Consider the following 21057-nt stretch of genomic DNA (forward strand, 5'->3'; position numbering starts at 1 on the left):
TGGAGGGCTGATGGAATGGGGCTTGCGACCGCGCAGTGTAACACAGGGTGTTACCCGGCAACGCCCCGGTCAAGGGGCTCGACTGAACGAAGGTTGGTGCGTAGGAAGAAAGGATTAGGCGCAGGATTGTCTGACAATCCTACAACGAGAGTCGCCCCATGTTCGCCTTCCTCCCCCCTGCCTGGATGCTGAGCCTGAAGAAGGCCGGCTACTGGATCTGGCTGGTGCCGGTGTTCGGCATCCCGCTGAGCTACTGGTGGTCCTACGGCAGCGACCACCCCAACGCCTGGGCCTGGTTCGTCATCGCCGTGGTGTTCCTGGTCATTCCCGTGCTCGACGCCATCGTCGGCCGCGACCCGGCCAACCCCGACGAGGCCAGCGAAGTGCCCGTGCTGGAGCGCGAGGGCTACTACCGCTTCCTCAGCCTGATGACCGTGCCGCTGCTGCTGGGCATGCTGGTCTACGGCGGCTGGGTGATCACCCACTATGAAGCCTGGAACTGGGTGGGCAAGCTGGGCTGGATCCTCTCGGTGGGCACGGTGATGGGCGCCATCGGCATCACCGTGTCCCACGAGCTGATCCACAAGGACCCACCGCTGGAGCAGATGGCCGGCGGCCTGCTGCTGGCGGCGGTGTGCTACGCCGGGTTCAAGGTGGAACATGTGCGCGGGCACCATGTGAACGTCTCCACCCCGGAGGACGCTTCCTCCTCGCGCTACGACCAGAGCCTGTACGCCTTCCTGCCCCACGCCTACAGGCACAACTTCCTCAACGCCTGGCGCCTGGAGGCCCAGCGCCTGAAGCGCAAGGGCCTGCCGGCGCTGCACTGGCGCAACGAGCTGATCTGGTGGTACGCCGTCAGCGCGCTGTTCCTGCTCGGCTTCAGCCTGGCCTTCGGCTGGCTCGGCGCGGTCTACTTCATCGGCCAGTCGATCATGGCCTTCACCCTGCTGGAGATCGTCAACTACGTCGAGCACTACGGCCTGCACCGCCGGCGCCTGGACGACGGCCGCTACGAGCGCACCACCCACGAGCATTCCTGGAACAGCAACTTCCTGCTGACCAACCTGTTCCTCTTCCACCTGCAGCGGCACTCCGACCACCACGCCTACGCCAAGCGCCGCTACCAGGTGCTGCGCCACTACGACGCCAGCCCGCAACTGCCCAATGGCTACGCCGGGATGATCGTCCTGGCGCTGTTCCCGCCGCTGTGGCGCGCGGTGATGAACCCCCGGGTGCGCGCCTACTACGCCGGCGAGGAATACCAGTTGAGCGACACCCAGCGCGCCTGATCCCACCGAGTTCCACGCCTTTGCGGCAGCCGAGTACCCCCGGCTGCCGTTTTTTTTGCGCCTCCGGGAGCGTAGAGCGACCTGCAACAGGCGCTTCGGGCTGACTCCGGGCGAGGTGTGGCCAAGGTCAAACGGCGGATAACCGCGAACGGTTATCCGCCCTACGTTACGGGCGGGCCTGGCGTAGGGCGCATAACGCCTACGGCGTTATCCGCCGTTTGGCCTTGGTTCCCGGCGGCTCCGAGGTTGATCAGGGCGGTCTGTGACCCAGGTTATCCGCCCCACCCCTTCCGCTCCTACGAAATAGCTGACCGAAAAATCAGAATTTTTGTTGACTTAAAAGTCAGCTTTTCCTAGATTCAGCTCCATCGCGCCCCGCCCAACAACAAGAAAGCCTGGAGGCATGCCTTGATCAGGTTCCTGCTCAACCGCGAGCTGCGTGTCGAAGACCGCCTCGACCCCAACCTCACCGTGCTCAACTACCTGCGCCAGCACCTCGGCAAGACCGGCACCAAGGAGGGCTGCGCCTCCGGTGACTGCGGCGCCTGCACCGTGGTGGTCGGCGAGCTGGTCGGTGCCGAGGGCGCCGAACGCATCCGCTACCGCACCCTCAACTCTTGCCTGACCTTCGTTTCCGCGCTGCACGGCAAGCAGCTGATCGTGGTCGACGACCTCAAGCACCGCGGCGAGCTGCACGGCGTGCAGCAAGCCATGGTCGACTGCCACGGCTCGCAGTGCGGTTTCTGCACCCCCGGCTTCGTCATGTCGCTGTTCGCCCTGCAGAAGAACAGCACCGGCGAAACCCACGAAGCGCGCAAGGCCGAGGCCCACGAAGCGCTGGCCGGCAACCTGTGCCGCTGCACCGGCTACCGGCCGATCCTCGACGCCGCCGAGCAGGCCTGCTGCCAGAAGCGCCCGGACCAGTTCGACGCCGCGCAGGAGCAGACCATCGCCCAGCTCAAGGCCATCGCCCCGCGCGAGACCGCCGAGCTGAACAGCGGCGACAAGCGCTGCCTGCTGCCGCTGACCATCGCCGACCTGGCCGACCTCTACAGCGCCAACCCGCAGGCGCGCCTGCTGGCCGGCGGTACCGACCTGGCCCTGGAAGTCACCCAGTTCCACCGCGAGCTGCCGGTGATGATCTACGTCGGCCATGTCGAGGAGATGAAGCGCGTCGAGGTCTTCGCCGACCGCATCGAACTGGGCGCCGCCGCCGCGCTGACCGACTGCTACCAGGCCCTGGCCCACGACTACCCGGACTTCGGCGAGCTGCTGCACCGCTTCGCCTCGCTGCAGATCCGCAACCAGGGCACCCTCGGCGGCAACATCGGCAACGCCTCGCCCATCGGCGACTCGCCGCCGCTGCTGATCGCCCTGGGCGCGCGCATCGTGCTGCGCCGCGGCAGCGAAAGCCGCGAGCTGCCGATCGACGAATACTTCATCGACTACAAGGTCACCGCGCGCCAGGAAGGCGAGTTCATCGAGAAGGTCATCATCCCGCGCCCGCAGGCCAACCAGGCGTTCCGCGCCTACAAGGTGTCCAAGCGCCTGGACGACGACATCTCCGCAGTCTGCGCGGCCTTCAGCATCACCGTCGAGGACTGCCGCATCAGCGCCGTGCGCAGCGGCTTCGGCGGCATGGCGGCGATCCCTAGGCGCGCCCGCGCCTGCGAGGCGGCGCTGCTCGGCCAGCCGTTCAATGCCGCCACTTTCGAACGCGCCGCACAGGCCCTGGGCGAGGACTTCACCCCGCTCTCGGACTTCCGCGCCAGCAAGGAATACCGCCTGCTCACCGCGCAGAACCTGCTGCGCAAATGCTTCCTCGAACTGGAAGCGCCCCAGGCCGTGACTCGGGTGACCGCCTATGCATAAGCACAAGAAAACCCAGGAAGAACTCCAGGCGCTGTTCCGCGCCGACCTCACCACCGGCGTGGGCAAGAGCGTCAAGCACGAGAGCGCGCCCAAGCACGTCAGCGGCGAAGCGGTGTACATCGACGACCGCCTGGAATTCCCCAACCAGCTGCACGTCTACGCCCGCATGAGCGACCGCGCCCACGCACGCATCACCCGGCTGGACGTCAGCCCCTGCTACGACTTCCCCGGCGTGGCCATCGCCATCACCAAGGACGACGTGCCCGGCCAACTGGACATCGGCCCGGTGGTCGCCGGCGACCCGCTGCTGGCCGACGGCAAGGTCGAGTACCTCGGCCAGATGGTCATCGCGGTGGCCGCCGACAGCCTGGAGACCGCGCGCAAGGCGGCCATGGCGGCGATCATCGAGTACGAGGACCTGGAACCGGTGCTCGACGTGGTCGAGGCGCTGCGCAAGAAGCACTTCGTGCTCGACAGCCACCAGCACAGGATCGGCGACTCCGCCGCCCAGTTGGCCAGCGCGCCGCACCGCATCCAGGGCACCCTGCACATCGGCGGCCAGGAGCACTTCTACCTGGAAACGCAGATTTCCTCGGTGATGCCCAGCGAGGACGGCGGCGTGATCGTCTACACCTCCACGCAGAACCCCACCGAGGTGCAGAAGCTGGTGGCCGAGGTGCTGGGCATCTCCTTCAACAAGGTGGTGATCGACATGCGCCGCATGGGCGGCGGCTTCGGCGGCAAGGAAACCCAGGCCGCGGCGCCCGCCTGCCTGTGCGCGGTGATCGCGCGCCTGACCGGGCGCCCGGCGAAGATGCGCCTGCCGCGCGTGGAAGACATGCAGATGACCGGCAAGCGCCACCCCTTCTACGTCGAGTACGACGTCGGCTTCGACGACGACGGCCTGCTGCACGGCATCCAGATCGAGCTGGCCGGCAACTGCGGCTACTCGCCGGACCTCTCCGGCTCCATCGTCGACCGCGCCATGTTCCACTCGGACAACGCCTACTTCCTCGGCAACGCCACCATCAACGGCCACCGCTGCAAGACCAACACCGCATCGAACACCGCCTACCGCGGCTTCGGCGGCCCGCAGGGAATGGTCGCCATCGAGGAGATCATGGACGCCGTGGCCCGCCACCTGGGCAAGGACCCACTGGAAGTGCGCAAGCGCAACTACTACGGCAAGGACGAGCGCAATGTCACCCACTACCACCAGCAGGTGGAGCACAACCTCATCGAGGAAATGACCGCCGAGCTGGAAGCCAGCGCCGAGTACGCCAGGCGCCGCGCCGAAATCCGCGCGTTCAACGCGAACAGCCCGGTGCTCAAGAAGGGCCTGGCGCTGACCCCGGTGAAATTCGGCATCAGCTTCACCGCCACCTTCCTCAACCAGGCCGGCGCGCTGATCCACATCTACACCGACGGCAGCATCCACCTGAACCACGGCGGCACCGAGATGGGCCAGGGCCTGAACACCAAGGTGGCGCAGGTGGTGGCGGAAGTCTTCCAGGTCGACATCGACCGCGTGCAGATCACCGCGACCAACACCGACAAGGTGCCCAACACCTCGCCGACCGCCGCCTCCAGCGGCGCCGACCTCAACGGCAAGGCCGCGCAGAACGCCGCCGAGACCATCAAACAGCGCCTGGTGGAGTTCGCCGCCAGGCACTGGAAGGTCACCGAGGAGGATGTCGAGTTCCGTAACAACCAGGTGCGCGTGCGCGACCTGATCCTGCCGTTCGAGGAGCTGATCCAGCAGGCCTACTTCGGCCAGGTGTCGCTGTCCTCCACCGGCTTCTACCGCACGCCGAAGATCTACTACGACCGCGAGAAGGCCGCCGGCCGGCCGTTCTACTACTTCGCCTTCGGCGTGTCCTGCTCGGAGGTGATAGTCGACACCCTCACCGGCGAGTACCGCATGCTGCGCACCGACATTCTCCACGACGTGGGCGACTCGCTGAACCCGGCCATCGACATCGGCCAGGTGGAAGGCGGCTTCGTCCAGGGCATGGGCTGGCTGACCATGGAAGAGCTGGTGTGGAACGCCAAGGGCAAACTGATGACCAATGGCCCGGCCAGCTACAAGATCCCGGCCATCGCCGACATGCCGCTGGACCTGCGGGTGAAGCTGGTGGAGAACCGCAAGAACCCGGAGCAGACGGTGTTCCACTCCAAGGCCGTGGGCGAGCCGCCGTTCATGCTCGGCATCTCGGTGTTCTGCGCCATCAAGGACGCCGTGGCCAGCCTGGCGGACTACCGGGTGCAGCCGCAGATCGACGCCCCGGCGACGCCGGAGCGGGTGCTCTGGGGGGTGGAGCAGATGCGCAGGCTGAAAGCCGAGCAGGCCGCTGAACCACAAACCACCGCCGAACCGGCATGACCCGTAGGGCGGATAACCGTTCGCGGTTATCCGCCGCTTGACCGTGGCCACACCTCGCTCGAAGCCAGCCCGAAACACCTGTTGCAGGCCGCGCCAGGCTCGACCACGAAGTTGACGATAAACAAGGTGTATCGGCGTACAACCGCGAACGGTTGTACGCCCTACGCTCCATGAACCTTCCGAGGTAGACGCCATGAACTGGATCAGCGCCCTCGCCGACCTGCAGCAACGCGGCGAAGCCGCCGTGCTGGTGACCATCATCGAGGAACGCGGCTCCACGCCGCGCAATGCCGGCTCGAAGATGGTGGTCAGCGCCGACAGGCTGTACGACACCATCGGCGGCGGCCACCTGGAGTTCAAGGCCCTGCAGATCGCCCGCGAGATGCTCGAACAGCGCAGCCAGCAGCCGCGCCTGGAGCGCTTCAGCCTGGGCGCCAGCCTCGGCCAGTGCTGCGGCGGCGCCACCGTGCTGCTGTTCGAGCCCATGGGCCAGCCCCAGGCGCACATCGCGGTGTTCGGTGCCGGCCACGTCGGCCGCGCCCTGGTGCCGCTGCTGGCCAGCCTGCCGTGCAAGGTGCGCTGGATCGACTCGCGCGACGCCGAATTCCCCGAGGCGATTCCGGCCGGGGTGGAGAAGGTACTGAATGACGAAGTGCTCGATGAGGTCGAGAATATGCCGGCGGGCAGCTACTACATCGTCATGACCCACAACCACGCGCTGGACCTGGAGCTGACCGCGGCGATACTCAAGCGCAACGACTTCGGCTATTTCGGCCTGATCGGCTCGGACACCAAGCGCGCCAAGTTCGAACACCGCCTGCGCGACCGCGGCTTCGCCGCCGGAACCGTACAGCGCATGCGCTGCCCCATGGGCATAGCCGAGGTGAAGGGCAAGCTGCCGGTGGAGATCGCCGTGTCCATCGCCGGCGAAGTGATAGCCACCTACAACGCCAGTTTCGGCCAGGAAAAGGCCAGCGGCGAGAACAGCGTATCCCGGCTGCTACCCAGCAGCCGCCGGGCCCGTACCGCCGAGAGCGGTGCCTGACATAAAGACCGTGTCGATTCCCAGATCGAGAGAACAGCATGACAACCACAGCCTACCGCGCCAGCATCCTGCACAGCGTCGCCGACCCGGCCGAAGTCGGCGTCGACAAGTCCTACCAGTACTTCGAGGACGGCATCCTGCTGGTGGAGGACGGCAAGGTCGCCCGCCTCGGCCACGCCGCCGAACTGCTGCCGCAACTGGGCGGCGTGGACGTGGTGGAATACCGCGACGCGCTCATCACCCCCGGCTTCATCGACACCCACATCCACTACCCGCAGACCGGCATGATCGCCTCCTATGGCGAGCAGCTGCTGGACTGGCTGAACACCTACACCTTCCCCACCGAGAAGCAGTTCGCCGACCCGGCCCACGCCGCCGACGTCGCCGGCATCTTCCTCGAGGAACTGCTGCGCAACGGCACCACCACCGCCCTGGTGTTCGGCAGCGTGCACCCGCAGTCGGTGGACGCGCTGTTCGGCGCTGCCGAGAAGCTCGACCTGCGGCTGATCGCCGGCAAGGTGATGATGGACCGCAACGCCCCGGACTACCTGACCGACACCGCCGAGAGCAGCTACCGCGACAGCAAGGCGCTGATCGAGCGCTGGCACGGCAAGGGCCGCCTGCTCTACGCGGTGACCCCGCGCTTCGCGCCGACCAGCACCCCGGAACAACTGGACGCCGCCGGGCGCCTGCTCAGGGAGCACCCGGGCGTGTACCTGCACACCCACCTGTCGGAGAACCGCAAGGAGATCGAGTGGGTGAAGGAACTGTTCCCCGAGCGCAGCGGCTACCTGGACGTCTACGACCACCACGGCCTGCTCGGCGCGCGCTCGGTGTTCGCCCACGGCGTGCACCTGTGCGACGGCGAGTGCCAGCGCCTGGCCGAGACCGGCTCGGCGGTGGCCTTCTGCCCCACTTCCAACCTGTTCCTCGGCAGCGGCCTGTTCGACCTGGCGAAGCTTGAGAAGCACAAGGTCAAGGTCGGCCTGGGCACCGACGTCGGCGCCGGCACCAGCTTCTCCCAGCTGCAGTCGCTGAACGAGGCCTACAAGGTGATGCAGCTGCAGGGCATCAAGCTCGACCCCTTCAAGTCGCTGTACCTGGCCACCCTCGGCGGCGCCCGCGCGCTGGAACTGCAGGACAAGGTCGGCAGCTTCGCCCAGGGCAACGAGGCGGACTTCGTGGTGCTGGACTACAAGGCCACCCCGTTGCTGGACTACCGCCTGCGCCAGGCGAAGAGCCTGGAAGAAAAGCTCTTCGCCCTGATCATCCTCGGTGACGACCGCGCGGTGCGCGCGACCTACGCCCACGGCCGCGCGGTGCACCAGCGCGGCTGAGCCTTACGGTCGCGCCGGCCGGGCCCTTGCTCAGGACCACCCGCCGGCGGGGCCGCTTTTATCCCGCCGCCCCGGAGCCGAACCGTAGGGCGCATAACGCCCCAGGCGTTATCCGCCGCTTGGCCTTGGTCCCGGGCCGCTCGGCGTCGAGCACGAAGCCCCCCGGCCCAGCGGCGCATTCAGCGATGAGAAAGGTGAGGCGGCGGATAACCGCGAACGGTTATTCGCCCTACGTTTGCCGGGGGCTTCGTGCCATGCAAGAGCCCCTCTCCCCAACCCTCTCCCTGAAGGGAGAGGGGGCTTGTCCGTGCCGAGAGGAGGAATGGTTTCAGCTGGAAACCGCTGGAGCTGCCGGCTAACGCCAGAATACCCAACCCTGCCCAACGGTCCCCTCTCCCTTCAGGGAGAGGGTTAGGGAGAGGGAGCGGAATCCCCCCAGAACACCGCAGCCACCGGGAAACACCATTCGCGAGCAAGCTCGCTCCTACGAGAAGTCGTGCTCGCCGGCAACGGTAGGAGCGGATTCATCCGCGATCCGCGCCTGCACCCGGTCCATCGCGGACGGAGTCCGCTCCTACAAAAGCCCCGCGCTACTCCCGCACCTCCACCAGCACCGGACAGGGCGCCCGCTCGATCACCCGCTGCCCCACCGACGGGTCCAGCAGCCGCTCGATGCGCCCCAGGTGGCGATGACCGATAACGATCAGGTCGCAGCCCAGGCGCTCGGCCTCGCGCAGGATGGTCCGCGCCGGGTCGCCGGCCAGCACCCTCCCCGTGGCGCGGCCCGCCGGCAGTTGCGCGATGGCGGCTTCCACCAGTGCCTGGGCCTCGTGCTGCTCGTGCTCGGCCGGCGGGTAGTCGAGCACGTCCGGCTGCGGCAGGGCGAAGGCGCGGTCGACCACGCAGACCACCTCCAGATGCGGCGCGCCGACCTCGGCCATCTCCGCGGCCAGGGCGACGATCCGCTGCGACTGGGACGCGCCATCGATGGCGACCAGGATGCGTTCGAACATGGAGCCTTCCTCTTCTGTAACGGCGAACGCCGGTCATTCTTCGGCCCCATGGCGGGTGCGTAAAGGCACCTTGGCTGCACGCCAGAGTTGCACCAGACGCACGTATGGCCGAGCATCCCCGGCAACGAACGCTTCCGGAGGCGCCATGGCCCTGCCCGACCTCAACCTGCTGGTCGCCCTCAACGTGCTGCTCGAAGAAGGCAGCGTGGTCGGCGCCGCGCGCCGCCTGCACCTCAGCCCGCCGGCCATGAGCCGTACCCTGGGGCGCATCCGCGAGGCGGTGGGCGACCCCATCATGGTCCGCGCCGGGCGCAACCTGGTGCCCACCCCGCGGGCCCTGCAGCTGCGCGAGGAAGTGGCGCACCTGGTGGAGCAGGCCACCCGCCTGTTCAATGCCCGCGAGAACCTGCGCATGGACCAGCTGGAGCGCTGCTTCGTGCTGCGCTCGAACAACGTGCTGGTGGGCGGCTTCGCCGCGCGCATGCTGGCGGTGATGCGCGAGGAGGCGCCGCGCTGCACCCTGCGCCTGGTCCCGGAGGCGGACATCGACGACGAGGCCCTGCGGCAGAACCGCATCGACCTCTACCTCGGCGCCACCTCCACCCTGGAGCCGGAAATCCGCACCCAGACGCTGTTCACCACCAGCTTCGTCGGCCTGGCCCGGCGCGACCACCCGATCTTCGACGGCGAGATCACCCCCGAGCGCTTCGTCGCCTACCCGCAGATCAGCGTGTCGCGCCGCGGCCGCGCCACCGGGCCGCTGGACGACGCCCTGGCCGACCTCGGCCTGCGCCGCGATATCCGCCTGATCACCCCGACCTTCCATTCCTCGATCTTCGCCCTGCTGGAATCCGACCTGGTGCTGCCCATCGCCGAGCATTCGCTGTGGCGCCTGGACCGCCTGGGCCTGGCCCTGCGCAAGTTCGACATCCCGCTGCCGCTGAAGACGGTGGTGGTGATCCAGGCCTGGCACCCGCGTTTCGACAACGACCCGGCGCACCGCTGGCTGCGGCAGACGGTGAAGCGGGTGTGCACCGAGCTGCGGGAAAGCTCGGGCGTGCTGCCGTGATGGCCAATTAGTGCATAAAACGCACTGATTTGTTTTGGACATTTCAATTTTCACACTGATCGGCGCTCCCTAGACTGGGCCAAACACCAGAATCCAGTGACGCCATGCCTTGCCCGACCCCGTGCGCGACCCGCGGCCTCCTTCGCGAGGCCCGGCCATGACCGCCGCCCTCACACCGCTCGCCAACCCGTCCGCCGCCCAGCCGGCCAGGCCCGCCGCGCAGCCCTTCGGCCCGCGCATCCTGGTGGGCATGCTCGGCGTGCTGGTCGCCTCGCTCAGCGCCGGGCTCAACGACAAGGTCACCGACCTGGCGATGACCGACGTGCGCGGGGCACTCGCCATCGGCCACGACGAAGGCACCTGGCTGCTGGCGCTGTACGCCGCCTTCCAGGTCGCCGCCATGGCCTTCGCGCCCTGGTTCTCGGTGACCTTCTCGCTGCGCCGTTTCACCCTCGGCGCCATCGTCGCCTTCGCCCTGCTGGCGCTGCTCTGCCCCTTCGCCCCCAACGTGCAGACGCTGTACCTGCTGCGTGCCCTGCAGGGCCTGGCCGGCGGCTGCCTGCCGCCGATGCTGATGACCGTGGCGCTGCGCTTCCTGCCGCCGGGCATCAAGCTCTACGGCCTGGGCGCCTATGCCCTGACCGCCACCTTCGCGCCCAACCTGGGCATGCCGCTGGCGGCGCTGTGGACCGAGTACGTCGGCTGGCAGTGGGTGTTCTGGCAGGTCATCCCGCTGTGCGCCTTCGCCCTGGCCGCGGTGGCCTGGGGCATCCCCCAGGACCCGCCGCGCCTGGAACGCTTCCGCCAGTTCGACTGGATAGGCGTGGCCCTCGGCCTGCCGGGCATCCTCATGCTGGTGCTGGGCCTGCTGCAGGGCGAGCGCCTGGACTGGTTCGAGTCCGACCTGGCCACCCTGCTGGTAGTGGGCGGCACAGCGCTGCTGGTGGCCTTCTTCCTCAACGAATGGACGCACCCGCTGCCGTTCTTCCGCCTGGACCTGCTCAAGCGGCGCAACCTCAGCCACTCGCTGCTGACCCTCGGCGGCATCCTGGTGGTGCTCGGCGCCTGCGCCGGCGTGCCGGCCTCGTACCTGGCCGCCGCCCACGGCTACCGCCCGCTGCAGAGCGCGCCCATGGCCCTGCTGGTGGCCCTGCCGCAGCTGCTGACGCTGCCGCTGGTGGCCGGGCTGTGCAACATCCCCCGCGTCGACTGCCGCTGGGTGCTGGCCATCGGCATCGCCCTGTGCGGCCTCTCCGCCTACGGCATGAGCCAGCTGACCAGCGACTGGACGCGGGACAACTTCTACCTGCTGCTCAGCCTGCAGATCGTTGGCCAGCCCATGGCGGTGGTGCCACTGCTGATGTCCGCCACCAGTGTGGTGGCGCCCATCGAAGGGCCCTTCGCCTCGGCCTGGTTCAACAGCGTGCGGGCCTTCGCCTCGGTGGTCGGCAGCAGCCTGGTGGGCATCCTCATGACCTGGCGCGAGCACTACCACTCCAACCGCCTGGTCGACCACCTCGGAACCGCGCCCCAGGCCCTGGACCTGCGCCTCGGGCAGCTCGACGGCGAGCTGCCGCGCCTGGCCGCCCAGGTCCACGGCCAGGCCAGCGTGCTGGCCGCCGCCGACACCCTCTGGTGCATGGCCTGGCTGGCCGCCGCCCTGCTCCCGCTGATCGCCGTGATGCCGCTGCGGGTCTACCCGCCGCGCCCGGTCGCCCCCGTTCACTGAAATCCGGAAAAGACACCATGTCCAAGACCGCCCTCACCCCCCGCCGCGCCAGCCTGCTGCTGGCCGCGGTCGTGCTGCTCGCCGCCCTGGCCTGGCTGCTGTTGCGCCTGCTCGGCCCGGAGCGCGAACAGAGCACCGACGATGCCTACGTGCATGCCGACTTCACCCTGGTGGCGCCCAAGGTCGCCGGCACCGTGGAAAGCGTGCGGGTGGAAGACAACCAGCCGGTGAAGGCCGGCCAGTTGCTGGCGCGCATCGATGCGCGCGACTACCGGGCCGCGCTGGCCGCCGCCGAGGCCGACCTGCTCTCGGCGCGGGCGCGCCTGCGCCACGTCGGCGCCGACCTGGAGCGCCAGCAGGCGGTGATCGCCCAGAGCGCCGCCCAGGTCGAGGCCGACCAGGCCAGCCAGCGCTTCGCCCGCCAGGAACTGGAGCGCTACCAGAGCCTCGCCAGCCGGGGCGCTGGTACCCTGCAGAACGCCCAGCAGGCGCGCTCGCGCCTGGACAACGCCCAGGCCGCCCTGGACAAGGCCCGCGCCGCCCACCTGGCCGCACGCAAGCAGCTGGAAGTGCTGCAGGCCCAACAGATGGAGGCGCAGAGCGCGGTGCAGCGCACCCAGGCGCAGCTCGAGCAGGCGCAGCTGAACCTGTCCTACTGCGAGATCCGCGCGCCCTTCGACGGCATGGTCGGCCGCCGCGGCGTGCGCGTTGGCGCCTACGTCACCCCGGGCAGCCCGCTGCTGGCGGTGGTGCCGCTGCAGCAGGCCTACGTGGTCGGCAACTTCCAGGAAACCCAGCTCACCGAGGTGCGCCCCGGCCAGGCCGTCAGCGTGCGCGTCGACACCTTCCCCGGCGCGGTGCTGCGCGGCCACGTCGACAGCATTGCCCCGGCCACCGGCCTGAGCTTCGCGCCCATCGCCCCGGACAACGCCACCGGCAACTTCACCAAGGTGGTGCAGCGCATCCCGGTGAAGATCGTCCTGGAACCGGACCAGGCGCTGCTGGCCCGCCTGCGCGTGGGCATGTCGGTGGTCGCCAGCATCGACACCGCGTCCGCCGGCGGCGAACGGGTGGCCGCGCAATGAAGCACGCCCCGCTCCTGCTCGCCTGCCTGGCCCTGGGCGCCTGCACGCTCGGCCCGGACTTCCGCCGGCCCGACGCCCAGGCGCCGGCCGCCTGGAACGCCAAGGGCGACGACGTCGCCAGCCGCCCCGCCGACGGCGCCGTGGAAAGCCGCTGGTGGCGCCTGTTCGACGACCCGCAGCTGGACCGCCTGCAGGCCCGCGTGGCCGCCGGCAACCTCGACCTGCAGGCCGCCGCCGCGCGCCTGGAGCAGAGCCGGGCAATCCGCCAGGCGCTGGGCGCCGATGCCGTACCGCAGGTAGACGGCAACGCCGGCTACGCCCGCCAGCGCAACAGCGAGGTGGGCCTGTCCGACCCGTCCGGCGAGGGCGGCCGGCACAACTTCAACCAGCTCGACGCCGGCTTCACCCTGTCCTGGGAGCTGGACCTGTGGGGCCGCGTGCGCCGCGAGCTGGAGGCCGCCGACGCGCAGGTGCGGGCCAGCGAGGAAAGCCGCCATGACGTGCTGGTGGCGGTACTGGCCGAAAGCGCCCGCGACTACGTGCAGCTGCGCGGCGAACAGGGCCGCGAGGCAATCCTGCGCGGCAACCTGGAGATCGCCCGGCACAGCCTGGAGCTGACCCAGCTGCGCCGCGCCGAGGGCGTGGCCACCGAGCTGGACGTCGCCGAGGCCAAGGCCCAGGTGGCGGTGATCGAGTCGCAGCTGCCCGGCAGCCAGAAGCGCCAGGCGCGCCTGCTCAACGCCCTGGCCTACCTGCTCGGCGAGGAACCCGGCGCCCTGGCCGGCGAGCTGGCGCAGGCCAGGCCCATCCCGCGCCCGCCGCAAGCGGTGCCGGTAGGCCTGCCCGCGGAGCTGGCCCGGCGCCGCCCGGACATCCGCCAGGCCGAGGCCATGTTGCACGCAGCCACCGCCAGCATCGGCGTGGCCCGGGCGGACTTCTACCCGCGCATCAGCCTCAATGGCGACTTCGGCTTCCAGGCCCTGCAACTGGCCAATTTCGGCGACTGGAACAGCCGCACCTTCGGCATCGGCCCCAGCCTGCACCTGCCGATCTTCGAGGGCGGCCGGCTGAAGGGCACGCTCGCCCTGCGCGAGGCGCAGCAGCAGGAAGCGGCCATCGCCTACCGGCGCACGGTGCTCAACGCCTGGCGCGAGGTGGACGACGCGCTCAACGACTACGCCGCCGACCAGCGCGAGCTGGCGGCCCTGGACGAGGCGGTGGAACACGGCCGCACGGCCCTGGCCAATGCGCGCGAGCAGTACAAGGCCGGCGCGGTGGACTTCCTCAACGTGCTGAGCGCCCAGCGCGAGCTGCTGGCCAGCGAGGAACGCCAGGTGCGCAGTAGCGAGGCGGTGGGGGTGAATCTGGCGCTGCTTTATAAGGCGTTGGGTGGCGGCTGGGAGCAGGAGCCCGCGGGATCGTAGGGCGAATAACCGTTCGCGGTTATTCGCCGCCTGACCTTGGCCCCACGCAGCTCCGGCCTCGGCCTCGAAGCCGGGAGCGAGATGGGTGTAACGGCGTACAACCGCGAACGGTTGTACGCCCTACGCTTGCCGGGGGGGTTGTGCGATGCGAGAGCACCCTCTCCCCAGCCCTCTCCCTGAAGGGAGAGGGGGCTAGTCCTCTGCCAGCTGAAATAACAGAGTACTCCTGTAATTACCGGCTGACGCTTGACTATCGCCCAGCTCCGAACGGTCCCCTCTCCCTTCAGGGCGGGGCGCGCAGCCGAGGGTTAGGGAGAGGGAGCGGAGTCAACCCGAGACACCGCAGCCTCCGGGAAACTCCATTCGCGAGCAAGAACTAGGCGTCCCCCTCGCTCCTACGAAGAGCCCTAGCGCGAGGCCTTCCTCCGCAGCGCCGCCGGGCTGAACTCGGCCACGTCCGGGGCCGGCTTGCTGAAGTCGGCGGTGCCGGGCTCCTCGTTGTCCAGCCACTGCACGCTGTAGCGGCGCGACTGCAGGTCGTGGAAGGTGTCCAGGGCGGTCCAGACCATGGGCTGCTCGTAGAAGTTCTTCAGGTAGGCCATGGAGACGCGCCACAGCTCGCCGCGGCCGTCGTACTGGTCGACCACCGCCGCACCCCAGCTATCCTCGTCGAGGTACAGGGTGCGCTTGCTGTAGATGTGCCGCGCGCCGGGCTTGAGCTTGCCTTCCACCACCCACACCCGGTGCAGTTCGTAGCGGGTGTATTTCGGGTTGATGTGGCTGGGGGTGAGCAGGTCCTTGTATTTCACCTCGGGGCTGGTGACCCGATAGTTGTTGTAGGGGATGTAGATCTCCTTCTTGCCTACCAGAGTCCAGTTGTAGCGGTCCGGCGCGCCGTTATACATGTCGGTGTCGTCGGCGGTGCGCAGGCCGTCGGAGTCCTCGATCGGGGTGTCGTAGGCCAGCGTCGGCGCGCGCCGCACGCGGCGTTGGCCGGGGCTGTAGCCCCAGGCCTGGCGCGGTTCCTTGACCTGGTCGAGGGTCTCCTGCACCAGCGCGCCCTCGCCCGCCAGGCGCGCCGGGGCGGTGGTGAAGGTCATGTAGTAGAACAGGGTGTTGCCCAACTGGTCGAAGCTGCCCTTGGGGTCGTAGAAGCGGAACAGCGCGGCGTCCTGGCTGGTGACCAGCGAGTAGGCGCCGTTGCGCTGCACGCCGGTCTGCGCCGAGCGCCGCTCGATGTAGCTGCCGCGGTAGCGGGCGATGTGGTTCCACAGCGCTTCCAGGCCGCTCTGCGGAATCGGGAACGGCACCCCGCCGTAGGCGTCGGCGAAGCCGTTGCCGCCTTCCACCAGCTTGCCGCTGGTGGCATTCCTGAAGGTGTTGTCGTACACCCACTGCGGCGCCGCGCCGCTGCGGCGGGTCTGGTACACCGGCATCTGGAAGCTGTCCGGGTAGGTGTTGAACAGGGCGACCTGGCCGGGGGTCAGGTGCGCCTTGTACTGCTCCAGGTTGGCCTTGGTGATGGTGAACTGCGGCTTGTCGCCGGCGAAGGGGTCGACGTGGTGGCTGCCCGGGCCCTTGTAGCCGGCCGGGGCCTGGGTCAGGCCGCCGCTCCAGGCGGGGATGGTGCCGGCGGCGTTGCCGGCCTTCTCGGCGCCCAGGGGGGTCAGGCTGCTCTTGAGCTGCGCGGCCTGGTCGGCGCTCACCGCCGCGCGGGCATCGGTCGCCGCCAGGGCCGCCAGGGCCAGCAGCGCGATCATGGGTTTCTTGGCGATCATGCGAGTCTCCATCACCTGGCTGATCAGAACGAGTACTTGGCGCTGACCGAGACGTTGTCGCGGTCACGCATGGAGTTGTTCACCCCGGCGCCGTAGTAGTTGGTGTACTGCATGCCCACCTGGAAGCTGTTCAGGTAGGTGGCGTCGGCGCCCAGGGTGTAGGCCTTGCGCCCTTCGATGAAGTTGCCGGTGCGGTCCGAGTTGCCCTTGAAGTCGTCCTGGTAGACCACGTAGGGGCTGAGCTTCACGCCGGCGAACACGTCGTTCCAGGTGCCGCTGAGCAGCAGGGTGTAGCCGTAGCTGTCGCGGCTGATCTGGTCGCCGTCGTCGGAGCCGCCGACGTAGGACTTGTCCTGGGCGCCGACGAATTTGCGCTTGCTGCCGTCCCAGGCGGTGTATTCCAGGCTGCTGCCGCGGATGAACTCGCCGGCGACCTCGGCCACGCCCACCACCGAGTCGAAGGTCATGTGCGGGCCGAAGTTGTAGATGCCGGTCAGCGAGGCGTTGTAGGTCTCGGCGCGCTCGTAGTTCTGGAACAGCGAGCCACGGCACAGTTGCTTGCCGGACACCGCCGCGCAGGCCTGGTCGGCCGGGGTGTTGGCGTCGTAGAGGTTGGTCAGGCCGAGCACGCCCTGGGTCAGCAGGTCGCCGAGCAGGTCGTTGGTGGCCGAGATGCTGATCGGCATGTTCGGCCGGTAGGCCAGCTCGCCGGCCACCGAGGCGTCGCCCAGGGTGGTGTTGAAGCTGAAGCCGTACATGCGGATGTCTTCGACGTAGTCGCGCCGCGCCTGGGCGTTGCTGGCCAGGTCCAGGGTGGCCAGGCCGGGCACCGCCTCGCCCAGGCCCAGCGGGCCGAGCACGCCGTTGAGGGCGGCGATGTCGGCGCCCTGGTAGCTGCGCAGGTCCACCGCCACCTGGGGTTCCTTGGCGTGGTAGTTGACGAAGTACAGGCCGAACTCGGTGGAGTTGAGCTGCTCGGCGATGTAGCGGAAGGCCACGCCGTATTCGCCGCTGTCGCGGGCGTCGAGGTCCTTGCCGACGCTGGCCACCTTGAAGGTGCCGGTGTTGGGGTTCAGGTAGGCGTTCGGGCCGGCCGGGCCATTGCCGAGCAGGCCGAGCCCGGCCACCAGCGGGTAGCCGGCCAGCAGCTGCTTGAACTCCGGGCTGTCCTCGGTGGTGTAGGCGATGTCACCGCCGTCGGCGAACAGGTCGGTGTCGGAGAAGTAGGTGCCCACCGGGTCCAGGCGCGTCTCCTTCCACTTCCACTGGTAGTAGCTTTCCATCGACAGGTTGTCGCTCAACCCGAGGTTGAAGCTCAGCGCCTCCACCGGCACCAGCACTTCCTTGAGCTCCGAGCCCGGCAGGTGGAAGCGCGAGGCGTCCACCGGGTTGATGGTGTTGATGCCACCGCGGTAGAAGGTGCTCTCGCCCCAGTTCAGCACCTGGCGGCCGACGCGCCCGGTGACCGGGTGCTCGGCGACGTCCCAGTCGCCCGAGAGGTAGGCGTCGAGCAGCTCGGCCTTGCGCCCGGCTATATGGCGGGTGTCCTGGGTGAAGCGGTCGTCGTCGGGGTAGGACTGGCTGGGGCGCTCGACGCCGTCGGTGGTGCTCAGGTAGTCGTTGCGCTTGTCCATGATCTGCGTGTCATAGTAGGCGGTGCCACGCATGAACAGGCCGTAGTTCTGGTACTTGGCCGAGAGGTCCGAGGTGATCTTGAACACCTGGGAGACCAGGCCCTTGTCGAAGTTGCGGTTGCCGTCGTCGGTGTTGATGTCGTCTATGTTCTCGGTCCCGCGGCCCTGCACGCGCCACATGGCGCCATACGACAGGGTACTGTCCAGCGAGCCGGTGAGCTGGTTGTCGGCGAAGCTGAATTCGACGGCCTGGGCACTGCCCGCCACCAGCAACGGCAGCAGCCCCATGAGCGCGCCGGCTCGCCTGGGCGCCCAGAACGCCTGGCAGCCCCAACCCCTTTCGATGCACGTACGACGGTTCATCGAAGCATTACCTCCATGACGGCCAAGATTTATCGCCCCGGGCATTGCGTCCGGCGCTGTTCTTATTCGTTTCTCGGCTGCTGGCCAGTGGCCCAGCAGTACAGCTCCACAGTGGCGCTTGCCGGCGCCCGCTGGCTCCTCTGGCGAATCCCCTGCACGCGGATTTTGGCACTATCGTGCAAGCAAGGTAACAAACTGTTTCCCCACTTGCCAACCCGAAAGCATGAACGCCCATGCCGCCGGCCATCGCACGAAAGCGCGATCCAGACGGATTGGACTTCAGGCAACGAAGGCTCCGCAATGACAGGTCGCGCCACTGCGACTCACAAATCTGACCATTGGGACGACCACGGCAGGCCGTCGGCGACCGAAAGGTACGGGCGGTGCCGGCCCGCGCCCAGGCGCAGCGGTGCGGCGGCGAGCGGCTATCCTATGGCCATAGCCCACCGGAAGCCTCGCCATGACCGCCGCCCCCTTCGCCATCCGCCCCCACGCCGACGAGGTCGAGGGCATGCCCATCCTGCGTGCCCTGCCCTCCGCGCAGTTCCGCAGCATCGGCCCCTTCGTGTTCTTCGACCACATGCTGGCCACCGACTTCGCGCCGGGCCAGGGCATGAACATCAACCAGCACCCGCACATCGGCCTGTCCACCCTCACCTACCTGTTCGAAGGCCAGGTGCAGCACAAGGACAGCCTGGGCTCGGACCAGTTGGTGCTACCCGGCGACGTCAGCTGGATGACCGCCGGGCGCGGCGTCGCCCACGTCGAACGCACCCCGCAGGCCCTGCGCGAGCGCGGTTCGCGCCTGCACGGGCTGCAGCTCTGGCTGGCCCTGCCGCAGGCCGAGGAAGGCCGCGAGCCGAGCTACAGCCACCACCCCGTGGCCAGCCTGCCGCAGAGCGAGAGCCTGGGCGTGCGCATCCGCCTGATCGCCGGCAGCGGCTTCTGCCTGGCCTCGCCGGTGCCGGTGCTGTCGCCGACGCTGTATGCCGACATCGGGATGGTCGCCGGCAGCACCCTGACGCTGCCGCCCGAGCATCCGCAACGGGCGCTCTACCTGCTGGAGGGCGAGGCCCTGCTGGACGACGACCCCGTGCCGCTGCGCCAGCTGCTGGTCCTGCCCGAGGGCGAAAGCCCGGTGCTGAGCGCCTGCGCCGACTGCCGCGCGGTGCTCATCGGCGGCGCGCCGCTGGACGGCCCGCGGCGGATGAACTGGAACTTCGTCGCCAGCGACCCCGCGCTGATCGACGACGCCCGCCGGCGCTGGGCCGCCGGCGACTGGCCGAAGGTGCCCGGCGAAAGCGAGCGCATCGAGCTGCCGCGCTGAGCCGCGGCCCTCCCCCTTTCCCTCCACGACCTGGAGCTGCCATGCCAGAGCAGAATCGTCACGCCAGCGCACTCACGGTGCTCACCGTGCTCTTCTTCATGTGGGGCCTGATCACCTCGCTGAACGACGTGCTGGTGCCGCACCTGAAGGCGGTGTTCACCCTCAACTACGTGCAGGCGTCGCTGGTGCAGTTCAGCTTCTTCACCGCCTACTTCGTCATGTCCTTCCCGGCCGGCCGCCTGGTCGAGCGCCTGGGCTACAAGCGCGGGATCATCCTCGGCCTGGTCACTGCAGGCTTCGGCTGCTTGCTGTTCCTGCCGGCAGCTGGCGCGCAGTCCTACCCGGCGTTCCTCGCCGCGCTGTTCATCCTGGCCTCGGGTATCACCCTGCTGCAGGTGGCGGCCAACCCCTACGTCACCGTGCTCGGCAGCCCGCAGTCGGCCGCCAGCCGGCTGAACATGACCCAGGCCTTCAACTCCCTGGGCACCACCGTCGGCCCGCTGGTGGGCTCGGTGACCATCCTCGCCATCGGCGCCGGCGCCGCCAGCGGGCTGGGCAGCGCCGCCGCCGAGGCCGACTCGGTGAAGACGCCCTACCTGGTGCTGGCCGCCCTGCTGTTCGCCATCGCCGTGCTGATCGGCCTGTTCCGCCTGCCGCAGATCACCCACGACGCGCCCAGCGACGGCGCGGCCGCCGGCAGGCATTCGCTGCTCGCCCACCGGCATCTGATATTCGGGGTGGTCGGCATCTTCGCCTACGTCGGCGCCGAGGTGGCCATCGGCAGCTACCTGGTCAGCCTGATGGGCCAGCCGGACATCGCCGGCCTGCCCGGCGAGCAGGCCAGCAAGTTCCTCTCGCTGTACTGGGGCGGCGCCATGGTCGGCCGCTTCATCGGCAGCGTGCTGATGCGCAGCATCCGCCCCAACCGCATCCTGGCCTTCAACGCGGTGACCAACGCCGTGCTGCTGGCGGTGGCCATCGGTGTGGGCGGCCACGTGGCGATGTGGGCGCTGATCCTCATCGGCCTGTTCAACTCGATCATGTTCCCGACCATCTTCTCCCTGGCCCTGGAAGGCCTGGGCAACCTGACCAGCAAGGGCTCGGGCCTGCTGTGCATGGCCATCGTCGGCGGCGCCCTGGTGCCGCTGGTGCAGGGCTTCTTCGCCGACCACATCGGCCTGCTGCATTCCTTCGCCATTCCGCTGGTGTGCTACCTGTACATCTGCTGGTTCGGCGCCCGCGGCTACCGGGCGGACGAGGCCAGGGCGACGCGGTTGGCGCAACCGTAGGGCGGATGATCGTGCGTGGTTATCCGCCGTTGGCCGATGCGCGACGCAAACGGCGGATAACGCCATAGGCGTTATGCGCCCTACGGGGAGCCCGGGAGCTTCGGGGTTTCGCATCACACCGAACGGTTCCCTCTCCCGCTTGCGGGGGAGGGTTAGGGAGGGGGTGAGGCGTCAGGGGTGGCAGAGGTGCCTGGGCGAAGTCCGTCACCCTCTCCCCAACCCTCGCCTACGCGGCCCGCCCTGAAGGGAGAGGGGGCCGTTCGGCGTGGGCGGATGATGCAGAGTCAGCCGGCAAACTCGTAGGGCGAATAACCGTTCGCGGTTATCCGCCGTTGGCCGCGCCACCTGGGCGTCCGGCATGGCCGGTGAATCCAATCGCGGACGGAGTCCTACGCCGCCCACCCACGCCATTCCACT

Annotated in this window: 14 protein-coding genes; 11 read left to right on the plus strand and 3 right to left on the minus strand. The window is 68.7% G+C overall.

Annotation, left to right across the window (positions count from 1 at the left end; genetic code table 11):
* Positions 1 to 158: 158 nt before the first annotated feature.
* From VV867_RS18550 to guaD, 5 genes are all read left to right on the plus strand, one after another.
* Complete coding sequence (locus VV867_RS18550) at positions 159 to 1292, plus strand: alkane 1-monooxygenase (RefSeq protein ID WP_328567231.1); 1134 nt, start codon at positions 159 to 161, stop codon at positions 1290 to 1292.
* A gap of 408 nt (positions 1293 to 1700) precedes the next feature.
* Positions 1701 to 3164, plus strand: a complete 1464-nt coding sequence (gene xdhA, locus VV867_RS18555) for a xanthine dehydrogenase small subunit (RefSeq protein ID WP_328567232.1) — start codon at positions 1701 to 1703, stop codon at positions 3162 to 3164.
* A complete protein-coding gene (gene xdhB, locus VV867_RS18560; RefSeq protein WP_275629777.1) occupies positions 3157 to 5547 on the plus strand; it encodes a xanthine dehydrogenase molybdopterin binding subunit in 2391 nt (796 codons plus the stop codon). Before xdhA ends, xdhB begins: the two co-directional genes overlap by 8 nt.
* A 193-nt stretch (positions 5548 to 5740) precedes the next feature.
* The gene (gene xdhC / locus VV867_RS18565; protein ID WP_328567233.1) at positions 5741 to 6592 is read left to right on the plus strand and encodes a xanthine dehydrogenase accessory protein XdhC; all 852 of its coding nucleotides are present in this window, start codon (positions 5741 to 5743) and stop codon (positions 6590 to 6592) included.
* Positions 6593 to 6630: 38 nt separating this feature from the next.
* Positions 6631 to 7929 (plus strand): guanine deaminase, encoded by a 1299-nt coding sequence (gene guaD / locus VV867_RS18570; RefSeq protein WP_328567234.1) that lies wholly within the window; start codon positions 6631 to 6633, stop codon positions 7927 to 7929.
* Positions 7930 to 8519: 590 nt separating this feature from the next.
* On the opposite strand, the gene VV867_RS18575 is transcribed toward guaD, so the two are convergent.
* Positions 8520 to 8942: a universal stress protein gene (locus tag VV867_RS18575; RefSeq protein ID WP_328567235.1), complete on the minus strand. Its 423-nt coding sequence runs from the start codon at positions 8940 to 8942 to the stop codon at positions 8520 to 8522.
* Between the two features lie 145 nt (positions 8943 to 9087).
* Between VV867_RS18575 and VV867_RS18580 the strand changes: the two genes are divergently transcribed.
* From VV867_RS18580 to VV867_RS18595, 4 genes are all read left to right on the plus strand, one after another.
* Entirely contained in the window at positions 9088 to 10011 is a 924-nt protein-coding gene (locus tag VV867_RS18580) for a LysR family transcriptional regulator (protein WP_109935692.1), read from the plus strand.
* 157 nt (positions 10012 to 10168) lie between these two features.
* On the plus strand, positions 10169 to 11740 hold the full coding sequence (locus VV867_RS18585; RefSeq protein WP_275629773.1) for an MFS transporter: 1572 nt from the start codon (positions 10169 to 10171) through the stop codon (positions 11738 to 11740).
* Positions 11741 to 11757: 17 nt separating this feature from the next.
* Positions 11758 to 12825, plus strand: a complete 1068-nt coding sequence (locus VV867_RS18590) for an HlyD family secretion protein (RefSeq protein ID WP_109935690.1) — start codon at positions 11758 to 11760, stop codon at positions 12823 to 12825.
* Positions 12822 to 14249 carry an efflux transporter outer membrane subunit gene (locus VV867_RS18595; RefSeq protein WP_328567236.1) on the plus strand — a complete coding sequence of 476 codons (1428 nt, stop codon included), beginning with the start codon at positions 12822 to 12824 and terminating at the stop codon, positions 14247 to 14249. Before VV867_RS18590 ends, VV867_RS18595 begins: the two co-directional genes overlap by 4 nt.
* 407 nt (positions 14250 to 14656) lie before the next feature.
* Here the strand turns inward: VV867_RS18595 and VV867_RS18600 are convergent, their stop codons facing one another.
* Complete coding sequence (locus tag VV867_RS18600; protein ID WP_425343542.1) at positions 14657 to 16027, minus strand: DUF1329 domain-containing protein; 1371 nt, start codon at positions 16025 to 16027, stop codon at positions 14657 to 14659.
* Between the two features lie 23 nt (positions 16028 to 16050).
* Complete coding sequence (locus VV867_RS18605) at positions 16051 to 18024, minus strand: DUF1302 domain-containing protein (protein WP_328567237.1); 1974 nt, start codon at positions 18022 to 18024, stop codon at positions 16051 to 16053.
* A gap of 460 nt (positions 18025 to 18484) precedes the next feature.
* Here VV867_RS18605 and VV867_RS18610 point away from each other — a divergent pair, with 460 nt between their 5' ends.
* Positions 18485 to 19351 (plus strand): pirin family protein, encoded by an 867-nt coding sequence (locus tag VV867_RS18610; RefSeq protein ID WP_328567238.1) that lies wholly within the window; start codon positions 18485 to 18487, stop codon positions 19349 to 19351.
* A 41-nt stretch (positions 19352 to 19392) separates the two neighbouring features.
* Positions 19393 to 20640, plus strand: coding sequence for a sugar MFS transporter (locus VV867_RS18615; RefSeq protein WP_109935685.1), 1248 nt, complete (start codon positions 19393 to 19395; stop codon positions 20638 to 20640).
* Positions 20641 to 21057 lie beyond the last annotated feature (417 nt).

This window comes from Pseudomonas sp. JH-2 (assembly GCF_036231725.1).
In the GTDB taxonomy this organism is placed as follows: Bacteria; Pseudomonadota; Gammaproteobacteria; order Pseudomonadales; family Pseudomonadaceae; genus Pseudomonas; species Pseudomonas delhiensis.